Here is a 14591-nt window from a genome sequence, read left to right as displayed (position 1 = left end):
GCAACGGAGCGATGGAATTGATGAATAACGGTCTGGAACATGAAAGTCAGCTGCCGGCGGCGGAGCAGGCGCTGGCGTGGGGAGATCCGGAGCAGGCGGCTCAAGTCGGCCTGGGCTGGTACAACCTGGGCACCGTTCGCCTGCAGTGCCGGGAGAACGCCGCCGCGGTGGAGGCCTTCCACCAGGCCCTGGTTATCGCCCCCCGCGATGTCGATACCCTCTACAATCTGGCCCTGGCCCTGACCGCCCTGGAGAAGCCGGCCGCCGCCGCCCACTACTACCATCGGGCCCTGGCCGAGGCGCCCCGGGATCCGGATATCCTTTACAATCTGGGCCTGCTTTACCGTAAGATGGGGCGCTACGGCGAGGCCCTGCGCTACCTGGCTCGGGTGGTCGAGCTGGAACCGGGCCATGCCCCGGCCTATGGCCATCTGGGTACCATTCTGACCAAGCTGGACGACCGGCCCCGGGCCATCGCCTGTTTTGAAAAGCTGGTGGAGCTTGGCCATAAGCCGGAGTCGGCCCGCCACATGCTGGCCGCCCTCAGGGGGGAGACCACCGCCGCCCCTCCCGGCGAGTATGTTGCCGCCCTCTTTGACCAGTACGCCGATCGTTTCGAGGGCGAACTGATGGAGCAGTTGGGCTATCGGGTGCCCTTCCTGCTGGCCGAGATGCTGCGGGAGGTGCGGGGGGAAAAGGTTTTTCGGCGCCTGCTGGATCTGGGTTGCGGCACCGGCCTGGTGGGGGAGACCTTCCTCTCCCTGGCCACCGACCTGGTCGGAGTCGATCTCTCCGGTCGGATGCTGGACCAGGCCCGGGCGAAAAAGATCTATTCCAGTCTCCACCAGGAGGATCTGCTCGATTTCTGTCGCGACTCCCTGGCCGATTTCGATCTGGTGGTGGCCGCCGATGTTCTGATCTACCTGGGTGATCTCCAGCCATTTTTTCAGGTGGTGGGTCGAGTGCTGGCGCCAGGCGGCGAGCTGCTCCTTTCGGTGGAAGAGGGCCGGGAGGGGGCGGATTTTCTCCTGCGCGAATCGGGCCGTTACGCCCATGCCCCGGATTATCTGGAGGGTTTGGCGGCGGCGGCCGGCCTGGGGTTGGTGACCCGTCGCCGCACCGGGCTGCGCCGGGAGCGGGAGGAATGGATTTACGGCTGGCTCTACTTTTTTCAGCAGCCCGAGCAGGGGCGGCCCGATTGACTGGCGGCCGGCCTTACGTGGTGCGGAAGTGATCGTAGCCGCCAAAGCCGATCTCGCGGCGGTGGCCCTCCTGGTTGAGAAAAACCCCGGGCTCTGAGATCAGCCGGCCGATCCGGCGAGGCCGGGCGGCGGCAATGGCTTGGGCCAGGGTCAGGACGGCCGGGTCGTTTTCGGGGGAGCTGGTGAAGAGCAGTTGGTAGTCCTCGCCGCCGCTGGTGGCCCAGGTCAGGGGATCGACCCGGCAGAGATCGGCGGCCCGGGGGAGCAGCTCTCCCATGGGTAGCAGGTCCGCCTCCACCTCCGCCCCCAGGCCGCCGGCGGCGCAGAGATGGGCCAGGTCGGTGGCCAGGCCGTCGGAAAGGTCCATCATGGCATGGGCCAGCCGGCGGCTGGCCAGGGCCCGCCCCAGTTCAACCTGGGCCCGGGGGTCGAGATGGGCCCGCGCCAGGGGTTGCCAGGCCGGATCATCCCCCAGGCCCCGGCGGCAGAGTTCCAGGCCGGCGGCGGCCAGCCCCAGTTCCCCCCCCACCCAGATCGAATCGCCGACCCGGCCGCCGGAGCGCAGGCAAACCTCGGGGGGCGCCGCCTCCCCCAGCACCGTGACCGAGAGCATCACCCCGGCGGGATTGCGCACCGTGTCGCCGCCGATCAGGGTCGCGCCATGTTCCGCCACCGCCTCGGTGAAACCGTCCAGCAGCCGGCTTCGCCACTCCTCCGACTCCCGGCCGCTCAGTCCCAGGGAAAGCAACACGAATCGGGGCAGGCCGCCCATGGCGGCGATATCGCTGACGTTGACCGCCACCGCCTTGCGGCCCAGCAGATGGGGAGGGTGCCAGGAGAGGTCGAAGTGGACCCCCTCCACCAGGGTGTCGGTGGTGAGCAGGGTCAGGGCGGCGGGGTCGGGGCGCAGCACCGCGCAGTCATCGCCGATCCCCTGCAGCAGTTGAGAACCCCGGGGGGATGCCGTGGCGGGGGGCGCCGCTTTCGCCGCCGCCGCCCGCCGGGCGATGGCGGCGATCAGGTCCCGTTCGCTGACCATGGTTTTGCTTCCGCCTCCCTTACTTAATCACTTTCAGATGGGATTTGCGGGTAAGGCTCCGTACCGGAGTTTTCCGGGGCTTAGGGGCTGGGGGAGGCGCCGGCGGCTCCTCCTGTTCCCGCCAGGAGATCGCTTTGATAAACCGCTTTTCGCCGCCCATGGTGAACACCTCCTGGCCGCTGAACTGGGGCGCCCGCAGGGTCCAGATCACCTGGCGGGGGGGGATGGTGAGCAACTGGAAGCTGACATGCCACCATTCGTCGCGGCGGCTGTCGTCACGGTTTATTTCGGTGACCACCGCGTAGAAGAGCTGGTCGGCGATGATCAGCACGATATCACCCTCCCGGGTTTCATCCTTGAAGGGCATGATCTTTTGCAGATCATCGATGATCTTCTCGACATTGAATTCCTGGGTCATAAATCCCTCACGGCTCGGGTGGACGAATATGGGCGGCGAACCGAGGCAAGTTAACACAGTGGTCCGGAAGTTGGCAATCAACTTGCGTGGAAGTGGTTCAGCGGCTACGATGTCGCGTTGTGTTCGGGGAAAAAAAGGCCGGCGGTGGAACTTTCCGGGTTCGCCGCCTGTCCAATCAACCACAGGGAAAGCTCGGATCGCCTGGATTCCATATGTCGCAGTCAGAGGAGAATGATACCGGGGATCTGGTCCGAGCCCTGCGCCGGGGTGACGGCACTGCTTTCACCAAACTGGTCCAGCGCCATCAGGCCCGGATCTACAACCTGGCGTACAACTACGTCAAGGATGAGGAGGAGGCCAAAGACCTCACCCAGGATATTTTTATCACCGTCCATCGCACCCTGGGCAGCCTGCGGGACGAAGACAAGTTCAGCGCCTGGCTCTATCAACTGGCCCTCAACCACTGCCGGAACCGCTACAAGCGTTTGCAGCGTCGGGGCTTTTTCCGCAGCCGCTCGTTGGACGATCCCGATTCGCCCCTCCACCTGACCAGCGGCGAGACCCCCGAGGGTTTGCTGGGTCAACAGGATCAGGACCAGTTGGTGCGCAAGGCGATCGCCTCCCTTTCCGAAGCGGAGAAGGAGGTGATTCTGCTGCGGGATATCGAGGGAATGAGTTACGACGAGATCGGCACCATCCTGGAGATTCCCCTGGGCACGGTAAAATCAAAGCTGAATCGGGCCCGCTTGGCCCTGAAAGAGCGGCTGGAAAAGGTTCTGGAGTAGTTTAATAAGTAAGTTTGAGGAGAAGTATGGATTGTTCCCGGATATCTTCAATGTTCAGCGCTGGCCTCGACCATGAGCTGGATCAGGCGAGCCGGTCGGCCTTTGATGACCATCTTGGGAGTTGTCCCGCCTGCCGGCGGGAGTGGCGGCTTTTTCAGGCCACGGTGGCTCGGGTCCGGGGGCTGGAGCCCCTGACCCCGCCGCTGGGGATTTTAAGCGGGATCCAGGCGCGGCTGGAGCAACCGGCCCCCGCCGATCTCCTGGGCCGCCTGGCCGCCTACTGGCGCCGGCTGGATTTTTCCGTTTCCCTGCCCACCGCCGTGGCCACCGTGGCCCTGGCGATGATCATGGCCTTCCTGGCCCAAAACGAGGTGTTTTTTCAGTATCAGGCCGCCCCCGAGCAGGTGGCGGCGGTGAGCGGCACCGCCTCCCCCGGGCTGGAACGTTCCCGTCTGCCCCTGCCCACCACCATCCCCGCCGCCATCGGCCGGCGGGAGCTGGCCTCCCAATCCCCCTTCGATACCATGCCCACCCACCCGCCGGCCATCCGGGTCCCGGTGGTGCAGCGCCCCGATGTCTTGATGGTGCTGCACGCCGCCCCGCCGGAGTTGCTCTCCCAGCTTTTTCGGGAAAGCGCCGCCTTTACGGCCTGGCGGGTTGATTACCCCGAACGGGAGCTGTTGCTGGTCGAGCTGCCCTCTCGCGATCTTGCCGCCCTGCGGGAGATGATGGTCCCTTATCCCGTGGCGGTCTCACCGGTTTCGGCCCTCTCGCCTAACTACGCGGCCCACAAGGGCCGGGTGCGGGTGGCGATCAGGACCCGGCTTCCCTAAAAGTTTTTCCCCAAGGAGATATTCAATGAATTCCAATGCCTTACCTGTTTTTACTCCCCGGCGGGCCGCCCTGCTGGGTGCCGCCTTTTGCTGGCTGCTCCTGGCCCTGACCGCCGGTCTGGCCCAGGCCCGGGCCGCCGCCCCGGCCTCCTTTGCCGACCTGGCCGAGCAACTGGGGCCGTCGGTGGTCAATATCTACACCACCCAGACGGTTAAAACCCCCGGTCTGCCCCAGCAGTTCTTCTTCGACGGCGATAATTTGCCCGAGATGTTCCGCCGTTTTTTTGAAATGCCTTCGCCCCATCCCCGGCAGCAGCAGCCCCGGCAGCCCCCCCGGGAGATGCGGCGTACCAGTCTGGGTTCCGGGGTGATCATCTCCGCCGACGGCTATATCGTCACCAACAACCACGTGGTGGAGAACGCCGACTCGATCAATATCCGACTGACCAACTTTGAAGAGTACGATGCCAAGATTGTCGGTCGTGATCCCAAGACCGATCTGGCTTTGCTCAAGATCGAGGCCAAGAACTCCCTGCCCGCCGTCAGGATGGGCGATTCGGAGGCGCTGCGGGTGGGGGACTGGGTACTGGCCATCGGTAACCCCTTCGGCTTTGAGCAGACCGTGACTGCCGGGATCGTCAGCGGCAAGGGTCGTTCGCTGGGCAGCGGTCCCTATGAGAACTTCATCCAGACCGATGCCTCCATCAACCCCGGCAACTCCGGCGGCCCGCTCTTCAACCTGCAGGGCGAGATGGTGGGGATCAACACCGCCATTTACAGCCGGGGCGGGGGTAATATCGGGATCGGTTTTGCCATTCCGGTCAATATGGCCAAAAATATCGTCGGCCAGATCCAGGAGCACGGGGTGGTTACCCGGGGTTGGCTGGGGGTGATGATTCAGCATGTCACTCCCGACCTGGCTCGGCATCTCAAGCTGGAGCGTCCCATCGGCGCCCTGGTGGGCGAGGTCAGCCCCGCGGGACCGGCCGCCGCCGCCGGCATGCGGCCCGGCGACGTGATTGTCGAATATGACGGCAAGGAGATCACCCAGATGAGCATGGTTCCCACCTTGGTGGCCCAGACCCCGGTGGGTCGGGAGGTCAAGGTGACGGTGATCCGCCAGGGCGAGAAAAAAGTGCTGCGGGTGACCATCGGTAAACTGGAGGAGGATGAGGTGGTGGCCAAGGTGGCCAACGAGGCCGAGGAGAAGCTGGGGCTTGCGGTCCAGGAGCTTACTCCCGAGGTGGCCCGCTCCCTGGGGCTCAAGGAGCAGGAGGGGGTGCTGATCAGTAACGTTGAAGCCGGCTCCGCCGCCGCCGAGGCCGGGCTTCGCCGGGGCGAGGTGATCGTGGAGGTTAATCAGCAGCCGGTGAAAAATCTCGAGCAGTATGCCGCGATCATGGAGAGCGCCCTGGCGGAAGGCAGCGTGCTGCTGCTGGTCCGCCGCGGCACCCAGAGCCGTTTCGTGGCCATTCGTTTGCGTTAAGCGCGGTAAGCTCTGTGGTCAACAAGGTGGCAGCCCTTCAGGAGGGCTGCCACCTTATTTGTTTTAGATCTTGCGCAGGCGGATCGACTTGGGGGTGATCTCCACCAGCTCGTCGTCGTTGATGTAGGAGAAAAGAGAGGGGAAGAGGCGGCAGGTTGCTCTTCGCTACGGTGGCCTTTATCTTCTCTCTCATCGTTTTCGGTATGTGGGGGACTCCTGCACAGGCTCACGAGGCCGGATTGACGTGGTTGCTGGCTCAGCAGCAGGAGGATGGCCGTATTTCCGGACCTGCCGATGAAACGATCGCTCACCATGCTACCTTTGAAGCACTTCGCACTCTGCATCTGTTGGGGTATGATACCAGCGCTGCTTTCCAGGCTGCGCTACACTATCTCGATGCTGACGGCTCATCCGATCTTCCCTTTCTTGTGAGGCGACTAATTGTTACCGCGCTTCAAGGGGAAACGATCGATGCTTTGCCTGCTGAACTTGCCCGGCATCAGAATCCTGACGGAGGTTTCAGTTCCCGGCCGGGTGGGGGGAGCAGCCTGCTTGACACCATTGAGGCCCTGGAGGCCCTAAGCGTGGCAGGCATGAAGGAAGCTGCGGTGGTGCAACCGGCCCTCAATTATCTGCTTCAGCGTCAGCATGCCGACGGCGGTTTTTCTCTCAATCCGTCCAGCCCACCCTCAGTATATCTTACCTCCAGGGCTTTGCTTCTGCTGCAAAGCCGCCTTCTCGATTACAATCTTTCCGGTCCGCTGCAAGCGAGTGTGAATTTTCTTTTGCAACAACACCAGCCCGGCGCCTTGTGGGGAGAATCCTGGGAAAGCGCTCAGGCGCTGCTGGCCTTGATCCCCGCCGTCACCGATGCGACTTGCTATGACGATTCGGTTGCCGCTTTGCGCGAGCGTCAGAATGCATCCGGTTCATGGGATGGCAGCGTTTACGCCACCGCTTTAAGTCTGCGGGCAATCCATTTGGCGGAGCAGCGGGAAGCGCCGGTCGTTGAACCGGCAACGGGAAGCATTACCGGCAGGGTTCAGGATGCGGCGACCGGCCTGCCTTTGGCCGGCGGGCGTGTCACTTTGCCGGGCACGGACTTTGGGACTTTGACCCGCGACAATGGCGGCTTCGAGTTGGGCGAGCTACCACCGGGAGAGCACACGGTTGAGTTCGGTTATACCGGTTATGATCCGGTTTTGCGCCAGGTGCGGGTGGAAGTCGGCAGACATCTGGATATGGGCATCGTTTTGCTGCACCCGTTGCTCGATTCCGGGTTGTTGCGGGGTGTTGTAACCGATGGCGTCAGTGGCGCCCTGGTGCCCGGTGCCTTGGTGGCGGCGGTGGGTGCGGAACAGATCTCGACCATGACCGGCGCCGATGGCGGTTATCAATTGGAACTTGGGATGGGGGAAGCATCAATTACGGTCACCGCCGATGGTTATGAACCGGTAACCGTCAATGCAACGGTGGTTGCCGGGGCGGTTCTCAACTTCTCGCCGGCCCTGCTGCCGGCAGGCACAGAACCCGAAAGTACCCTGACTCTTCGGGGCAGGGTACTGGATTCCTTTGATGGGACTCCGATTGCCGGAGCCCTGGTCACCTCACCCGGGCCGGTCGAGACTCTCACCGGCAACGATGGCGCATTTCTGCTTGAGGAGCTTGTCCCGGCGGAACTCATCCTTGCAATCCAGGCGGATGGATATCTGGGCGTATCCCTCTCGCTGCTGGCGGACAAGGGCGGTTTGTTTGATCTTGGGGACTTGCGCCTGGCCCGGGTAGAGCTTCCCGAAACCAGCACCATTCGCGGGACGGTACACGCGGCCGACAGTGGCGAACCGATTGCCGGCGCGCTGTTGACGGTTGCCGGTGAATCGGCCGAAAGCGACGATGCGGGACGCTTTGTGATCGAAGGCATCAAGAGCCTGAATTTCGAACTGGCTGCTGCCGCGCCCGGTTACCATGCAAGGCGTTACGCGGTTGAACTTGCCGAACATGGTCGCGCAGAGCTGGCCGTGGTATTGCAACCGGCATCATACGGCGGGATAGCCATCACTGCTCTGACCGCCGAGCGCCCGGCATACCCGGCCTACAGTCAGGTTCTCCTGAATGCCGCCCTGGAAAACAGGGCCGACAGCGAACGCTTGGTACGGCTGCACCTGCGGGTGCTGGATTCCCAAGGCGGGCTGGTTGATGAGTTTGGAGTGACGCCCGAGGCGACGGGGGGGATTGCTACCTTCAGCCTTGCCCCCGGAGCAGTCAGGGAGGCGGAGATCAGTTGGTATAACCGGCACTACCCGCCGGATACCTATACGGTCTGGCTCCAGGTTCATGATGCCGCCTCCGCGGAACTGTTGGTCGAACGGACTGCCCGGGTAGTGGTGGAAGAGACCAGGTGGCTGGAATATGTGCGGCTGGCCGCCGACCCTCACCAGGCGAATCAGGGTGCATCCGAAGCGGTGCGGATTCTGCTCTCGCTGCGCAACCGGTCCAATGTCCCGTTGACGCCGGGCGTTACCTACGAGTGGCGCGATCCCGACGGGATGCTCCTGCATGCCGATACCGCCGTGGTGGAGATCGATCCCCGGACGACCTCCGCCACCCTGACCCTCGCCTCCCTGGAATGGAATTTTGCTCGGGCCGGAAGTTACCCCTTCAAGCTTATCGGTATTGAAGGGGTCGAGGCAGCGACCATGGAGGCAGGCACGGTGGAAGTGGCGCCGGATATCCGCATCGAACTCCGGCAAAATCTGGCGCCGGAGCAAGTTCTGCCTCAAGGCGATTCGCGGCTGCGCATGAGGATTCGAATCGAGGGGGTGCAAGCGCCATGAGGATGAAATTAATCGCGCAAGGTCTCAGGTTGCTGGCGGTGACGCTTTGTTGTTGGCTGGCGCTGTTCAACAACGCCCGGGCGCAGGAGCGTGAGTTGAAGGATACCTCTGGTACCGAGTTTGTCTTCTCCTTTTTGCTCAACCATACCGGTGGCAGCACCTTGAGTCTGTTTATTGCATCCCGGGAAGATACCCAGGGGATCGTTGAAATTCCGGGGATCGGATTCTTTACCTATTTCACCGTTGAGGCCGGCCAGGTGACGACGGTCACGGTTCCCGGCAATGCCCAGAATTTGCCCAGTAACCAGGTGTCCAACCTTGGTGTGCGAGTGGCGGCCGACGCCCCGGTCCATGTTTACGGACTAAACCGCCTGCAATATACCACCGATGCCTTCCTGGGGCTTCCATCCCATGTGCTGGATACGGATTATCTGGTGATGAACTATTACGGTGGAATTTATGCTTCACAGTTTGCAGTGATTGGGGTCGAGGATAATACCGAGGTGACCATCGTCCCCGCCGCCTCCCTGACTGATCATCCAGCGGGGGTGCCGTTCACCATCACCTTGAACCGCTTGCAGACTTTTCGGCTCAGGGCCACAGCCGATCTTACCGGATCTTCCATTACCGCCAATGCGCCGGTGGCGGTAGTGAGTGGTGAGGAGTGCGCCAATGTGCCCCGGGGAGTATCCGCCTGCGATCACATTGTCGACATGATGCCCCCGCTTACGGCCTGGGGAAAATCCTTCCTCACCTATCCCCTGGCAACCCGGCTGCGGGGTGATCTCTTCCGGGTTCTGGCCTCTCAAGATGGAACCGAGGTAAGGATCGACGGCGAGCCGGTTGCTACCCTCAATGCCGGGGGCTATTATGACCAGATACTGACCGCGCCGGCCCGGGTCGAGGCCAACGCTCCAATGCTGCTGGCTCAATATTCGGTGGGGCAGAGTTATGACCGGGTGCCCTCCGACCCTTTTATGATGCTGGTGCCGCCCAGCGAGCAGTTTCTTGACCACTATGTTTTTGCCACTCCCCCCAGTGGTTTCAATAATTTCGTCAATATTGTGATCCCGACGCCGGCCGTCGAAACCCTGCTGCTGGATGGCGAGCCCCTGGACCCGGAGCTGTTTCATCCCATCGGCGACAGCGGCTTCAGCGGCGCTCAGGTGCCGCTTCAGGCCGGTTCCCATGCCATCGCAGCGGGACAGCCCTTCGGCATCTATGTTTACGGGTTTGCTTCCTATGATTCTTACGGCTATGCCGGCGGCGGGGCGATGGAAGTGATCAACCCCATTCACGGCGACTATCGCAATGTACGTGTTATCAGCACCATCGCCACCGGCGGAATCGATCTGGAGGCGGACTCCTTCCTGCTGCCGCCGGAGCGGATCGAACAGCACCCAGACCGCCTCGAGATCGAATGGAATTTCCCGCAATTTGCCATCGGCCAGGTGCAGGATCTCGACTTCGATCTTACCCTGCGCGATGCCGTGCCCGGAGAGCAGCGCCTGGTAAGTCACAGCCTGGAGCTTATCTACGAGGATCTCAACGGCAACGAGCATCGCCGCACGCTGGGGGAACAGCTGGTGACCGTGCTGCCGTCGGTTTACCGGCTTGATCTGGCCCTGGACAAAGCGGTTTATACCTTGGGCGAATCCGCGCTTGTTCAGCCCGGCATCACCAATATGGGCGCGGTTGACGGTATGGTGGCGCTGACGCTTGAGGTTCGGGATGGAACCGGTAATTTTGTCGCGCTGCTGCCCGGCAGTGAAGCGCTGGCCGTCGGCGCCGGGCAGCGGGTTGATCCGGCCCCGGAGCTGTTCGACACCACCGGGATTTACGCCGGTGATTACCAGGTTTACGCCCAGGTGCTGGATCAGTACGGACAGCTTGAGCTCTCCGCCGTGGCCGACTTCCGGGTGGGTCAGCCCGCCGGCGTCGGGCTGACGGCGGCGGTAGCCACCGACCGGGATACCTATGAGCCGCAGCAGTCGGTGACGATCAGCGGCCGGTTGCGCAATACCGCCGTCGGCGCCCAGATCGAAGGCCATGCCGTAACGGTTGCCGTGTACGAGCCCGGCGGCGGGGAGTTGTGGCGGGATGAAAATCCGTTGTCCACCCTGGCTGCCGGCGGCCATCAGGAGTTGGCGTGGTCCATGCCCTTGGGCGCGGCGTCTCCGGGCGGCTACCAGGTTGTACTAACCGCCCATGACGTCGGAGGTGCCTTGCGGGCCCTGGCCGAAACCGGGTTCCAGGTACTCTCCACCGCCGAGACCGGCGCCGGCCTGAACGGCCGGTTGTTTGCCGCCCCCAACCCCGTGTATCGCTTCGAGCCGCTCCTGCTTTCCGCCCAAGTGGCTAATTACGGCAACGCAGCCCTCATGGGTCTGCCGGTCACCCTTACCCTGGTTGATCCCGCCGCTCAGCAAGAGTTGGCGGGCTGGAGTGAAACTATCAACCTGGAACAAGGAGCCGGTCACGGCTTCTCGGCTGACTGGAACGCAGAAGTGGCCGCCGACACGGTACTGCTGGCCGTGCTGCGGGCGGAAATTGGCGGTGAGATCCGCACCCTGGCCAGCGCTCCGGTGCGGGTCGAGGACAAATTCCTCTCCACTCCGAATATTGGCGAACGCGGGCGGGTGCTGGTGTTGCTGGACGATGTTTCCCCCAGTGAGTGCCGGGGGGTGACGGCCCTCAATCTGCATCTCGAGACGCCCCAGCCCCTGGCCGGCGGAGAAGTGGTGCGGGTGGAACTTCTCGATGAAAACGGCCGGCTGCTGGATGTGGAAACCGCGATGGCGGACGAGCTTCTGCCCATGGACCTCAGCCTCGGCAGCGGCGCCAACCTGGTGCTGCGGGAGATCTCCACCCATGGCATGGCCGTCGAAATCAGAGCCCCGGAAGGCGGCACGTTCAAGGAAGGTTCCCATCGGCTGGTCGCCACCCTGTATCAGCAAGACCGGACCCATTCACTGGATTCCGGTCTCCTGCCGGTCGGCTGCGCCGATCTACCGCAGCCCGGAAACGCGTTCGGTGATTTTATTTTAACCGATGCCGATATCCACGGGGACGGATCAAGCCGACAACGCCGTGCCTTCCTGGAAGAACTGCTCACGGCCCATGGCTGGTCCCATACGGTGGTTACCGATGATTCCGCTTTCGCCCGGGAGCTGCGCCAGGGCGGCTACAGCGCCTTCCTGCTGCTCTCCTCCCGCGTCAAGCTGGACAACCAGGTAAGCCGCGAGTTGCGGGAGGCGATTTTTGCCGGCCGGGGTCTGGTCATGGCCGGTATCCATGATCAACGCAATCATCACCTGCTGGCCGCCTCCGGAGTCGAGGTGGTGGGGGTTCATTCCCATGCCGACGGGATTGTTTCGCTGCCTTCCGTACCTTTGGCGGTGCCTGATCTGGCCTTCGTCCAAGAGGAATTGCCGCAGGCCCTGCGCCTGGCTGGAGCGGTCCCGCTGGCCGAGTATCTCATTGACCGGGGTCGGCCCGGTGATCGCACGTCAGTGGCCTGGCATGAGTATGGTCAGGGGCTGGCCGTGACCGCCGGTTTTGACCTTCTGAGCCAGGCCCATGCCGCTGGGGCGGAGAGTGGTTTTGCCGAGCTGCTTCCGCAGGCCTTGACGCACGTTCATCCCGAGCCGGCCATCAACCGGGCCGGCATGGCGGTGCCGGTGTACTGGCGACTCGACAACCGGGGTGAAGCCGTCGCTGTCCGGCTGCACCTCGAGGTTGTCGGCGGGAGGATCGTCGATCCCGGCCAGGGCAACCCGGCGGGCTATCAAGCCCTCTCCTTTGACCTGGATCTGCCCGCCGACGGCTCGGCCGAGGTCGGATTCTGGTGGCAACTGCCGGACGAGCCGCAGTCTGCCGTGGTCACCGCCCGGATCGAGTTGCGTGACGGCGGCTGGTGGGAGGAGTACGGCATCACCAGCCATGTCTTCCCGGTGGAACCCCTGCCGACCTTCGAGGAGCTGCGCACGATGCTCATCTGGCTGGCTGCCCGGGATCGCGACTATGGCCGGGTTCTGCGTGAAGTTGAGCAGGCCGAAGGCTTTCACGGCCGGGGGCGGCCCGAACAGGCCGTCTTCCATCTGCTCAAAGCAGCTGAAATCCTGGGGGGCATGGATGGGGAGCAGGCGGAGGAGATTCGCGACTCCATGGCCTGGCTGATTGTTCGTATTGCCAAAGAGATATGATGCAAATAACCGTGAAGGAGCGATACCCATGAGCGCACCACTGGCCCTGATGCCGCGCCCTGGCACTCTGTTTCTGAAATTCACCGCCGTGGCGGTGCTGGTGGCCTTTGTCATGCAGATTACCCAGCCGGTGGTGTTGGCCTTTCAGCCCGGAACTCCGTCCGGCCAGGACCGGCAGGTCCGCAAGCCCGACCATAATGAACAACTGGCCAAACTGCTGCGCGAAACCGGGGACACTTTGCAGGCCGCGGAATCAGGGTTGCGCCGGGGTCTGGCTGTCGCCCATGAGCGCAGGGCCCTGGCGGATCTTCGCCGCCAGTTGGCGGGCCTGGACCGGGAAGTACTGGCGGAGTTTGACGCGGTGGAGGCCATGTTGCGGGAACGCGGCGTGCCGGAGGTGATCCTGGAGCGCCACCGCGAGACCGTGACCGCCTACCGGCAGGAATTCGGGGCGTTTAATGAAGAGCTTGCCGCGGTGGAAGAGCCCGGGATTACTGCTGAAGAATTGCGGGCGAGGGTGGTGCGCGCCGGGCGGCGTCTTGGCGGCCACCAGCTTGAACGCTCGCCCCGCCCGTTCGACCCCGCCGTGCTGCCCCACGGCCCCAGGCTGCCGGCACCGGACAACCATCCCCGGGAGCGCGGCGAGGATTTTCCGGTCAGCGGGCTATATAACACGCCCCCGCTACGGTTAGCCGCCCTGGAGGGTTTCCTCTTCGACACCCTGCCTGGAGCCGATGACCCGGCCTATCTGGCCGAGAGTGTGGAGGTGCGCCTCAGCCCCGCCATCCTGGCCAAGGCCGCGGAGTTGGAGCATCAACCGGTGGCCATTTACCACTGGGTGCGCAACCATGTTGAATGGCTGCCCTCCTGGGGCGCGGTGCAGGATGCCGATGTCACCCTCACCAGCCGCCGGGGCAACGCTATGGATATCGCCGGCCTGCTGGTATCGCTTCTGCGTGCCTCGGGGGTTCCGGCCCGCTATGTGCATGGCGCCGTCGAGGTGCCGGAGGATCGTTTCCGCAACTGGGCGGGCGGTTTCGAGCAGATCGAAGAAGCGATGAATTACGCCAGTTCAGGGGGCATTCCCTTGACCGGCCTGGTGGCCGGCGGTAAGGTCTCCCATGTGCGGATGGAACACGTTTGGGTGGAAGCGGCGGTGGATTTCCTCCCCTCCCGGGCGGCGGTGATGCGCCAGGCCGACACCTGGCTTGCCCTGGACGCGACCTTCAAGCAGTATGAATATCTTGAAGGTCTCGATCTGGCCGCCATCACCGCTATCGACGGCGAGGCCCTGGTGCAGCAATTTATCGACAGTGGTACGGTCAACGAGGAGCAGGGCTGGGTGCAGGGCCTCGACCCGACGGTGGTGGAGGCGGCCCAGGAGCAGGCACGCCAGGCCCTGGAAGCCCATATCGAGACCATGACCGACCCCACGGTGGGCGAGGTGGTCGGCGGCGGCAAGGTGATCCTGCAGGAGGAAGCGGTGCTGCCCTCGGGATTGCCCTATCAGCGGGTGGTGGAAGGCGCCCGCTATGCCTATCTGCCCCAGGCCCTGCAGCCGCGGATCACCTTCGGCATGGGAGCGGATCTCTTCGGCGACCCCCAGGTGCAAGAGAGCTTCCCTTGGGCCCAGCTCAACAACCGCAAGGTGACGCTTTCCTTCCGGCCGGCCACCGAGGCGGATGAGGAGGCGCTGCTGGCGCTGCTGCCCGAGGGCGAGATCACCGATCTCAGCCAGTTGCCCACCAGCATTCCGGCCTACCTGATCCAGGTCATCCCGGAGCTAAGC

At 63.5% G+C, this 14591-nt stretch carries 9 protein-coding genes and 1 pseudogene; 7 read left to right on the top strand and 3 right to left on the bottom strand.

Annotated elements, in window-relative coordinates:
* Positions 1 to 20 precede the first annotated feature (20 nt).
* Positions 21 to 1202, top strand: coding sequence for a tetratricopeptide repeat protein (locus ACHHRT_RS08920; RefSeq protein WP_395499419.1), 1182 nt, complete (start codon positions 21 to 23; stop codon positions 1200 to 1202).
* A gap of 13 nt (positions 1203 to 1215) precedes the next feature.
* Here ACHHRT_RS08920 and thiL read toward each other — a convergent pair whose 3' ends face one another.
* Together thiL and ACHHRT_RS08910 are read right to left on the bottom strand one after the other, a co-directional pair.
* A complete protein-coding gene (thiL, locus tag ACHHRT_RS08915) occupies positions 1216 to 2241 on the bottom strand; it encodes a thiamine-phosphate kinase (protein WP_395499418.1) in 1026 nt (341 codons plus the stop codon).
* A gap of 19 nt (positions 2242 to 2260) precedes the next feature.
* Positions 2261 to 2659, bottom strand: coding sequence for a hypothetical protein (locus ACHHRT_RS08910; RefSeq protein WP_395499417.1), 399 nt, complete (start codon positions 2657 to 2659; stop codon positions 2261 to 2263).
* Positions 2660 to 2871: 212 nt separating this feature from the next.
* Here ACHHRT_RS08910 and ACHHRT_RS08905 point away from each other — a divergent pair, with 212 nt between their 5' ends.
* Genes ACHHRT_RS08905 through ACHHRT_RS08895 form a run of 3 tightly spaced genes read left to right on the top strand, consistent with a single transcriptional unit; the run spans position 2872 to position 5763 of the window.
* Positions 2872 to 3444 (top strand): RNA polymerase sigma factor, encoded by a 573-nt coding sequence (locus tag ACHHRT_RS08905; protein WP_395499416.1) that lies wholly within the window; start codon positions 2872 to 2874, stop codon positions 3442 to 3444.
* A 26-nt stretch (positions 3445 to 3470) separates the two neighbouring features.
* A complete protein-coding gene (locus ACHHRT_RS08900; protein ID WP_395499415.1) occupies positions 3471 to 4277 on the top strand; it encodes a zf-HC2 domain-containing protein in 807 nt (268 codons plus the stop codon).
* Between the two features lie 25 nt (positions 4278 to 4302).
* A complete protein-coding gene (locus ACHHRT_RS08895) occupies positions 4303 to 5763 on the top strand; it encodes a DegQ family serine endoprotease (RefSeq protein ID WP_395499414.1) in 1461 nt (486 codons plus the stop codon).
* Between the two features lie 63 nt (positions 5764 to 5826).
* On the opposite strand, the pseudogene ACHHRT_RS08890 reads toward ACHHRT_RS08895, so the two are convergent.
* Positions 5827 to 5892 (bottom strand): annotated as a pseudogene (locus ACHHRT_RS08890) (hypothetical protein); the annotation flags it as partial.
* A gap of 26 nt (positions 5893 to 5918) precedes the next feature.
* On the opposite strand from ACHHRT_RS08890, the gene ACHHRT_RS08885 reads away from it, so the two are divergent.
* The 3 genes from ACHHRT_RS08885 to ACHHRT_RS08875 form a co-directional block, all read left to right on the top strand.
* A complete protein-coding gene (locus tag ACHHRT_RS08885; RefSeq protein WP_395499413.1) occupies positions 5919 to 8597 on the top strand; it encodes a carboxypeptidase regulatory-like domain-containing protein in 2679 nt (892 codons plus the stop codon).
* 2 nt (positions 8598 to 8599) lie between these two features.
* Positions 8600 to 12802 carry a hypothetical protein gene (locus tag ACHHRT_RS08880; protein ID WP_395499412.1) on the top strand — a complete coding sequence of 1401 codons (4203 nt, stop codon included), beginning with the start codon at positions 8600 to 8602 and terminating at the stop codon, positions 12800 to 12802.
* A 28-nt stretch (positions 12803 to 12830) separates the two neighbouring features.
* On the top strand, positions 12831 to 14591 hold a 1761-nt coding region (locus tag ACHHRT_RS08875), incomplete at its 3' end, for a transglutaminase domain-containing protein (protein WP_395499411.1).

Source organism: Desulfurivibrio modestus, assembly GCF_044068625.1.
In the GTDB taxonomy this organism is placed as follows: domain Bacteria; phylum Desulfobacterota; class Desulfobulbia; order Desulfobulbales; family Desulfurivibrionaceae; genus Desulfurivibrio.
The sequence above is the reverse complement of the archived record's forward strand: the minus strand, read 5'-3'. Positions and strand labels throughout refer to the sequence as shown.

Coding starts and splice junctions, on each gene's coding strand:
- ACHHRT_RS08910 (WP_395499417.1), bottom strand. CDS start 2,659: ATGACCCAGGAATTCAATGTCGAGAAGATCATCGATGATCTGCAAAAG.
- ACHHRT_RS08920 (WP_395499419.1), top strand. CDS start 21: ATGAATAACGGTCTGGAACATGAAAGTCAGCTGCCGGCGGCGGAGCAG.
- ACHHRT_RS08895 (WP_395499414.1), top strand. CDS start 4,303: ATGAATTCCAATGCCTTACCTGTTTTTACTCCCCGGCGGGCCGCCCTG.
- ACHHRT_RS08880 (WP_395499412.1), top strand. CDS start 8,600: ATGAAATTAATCGCGCAAGGTCTCAGGTTGCTGGCGGTGACGCTTTGT.
- ACHHRT_RS08900 (WP_395499415.1), top strand. CDS start 3,471: ATGGATTGTTCCCGGATATCTTCAATGTTCAGCGCTGGCCTCGACCAT.
- thiL (WP_395499418.1), bottom strand. CDS start 2,241: ATGGTCAGCGAACGGGACCTGATCGCCGCCATCGCCCGGCGGGCGGCG.
- ACHHRT_RS08905 (WP_395499416.1), top strand. CDS start 2,872: ATGTCGCAGTCAGAGGAGAATGATACCGGGGATCTGGTCCGAGCCCTG.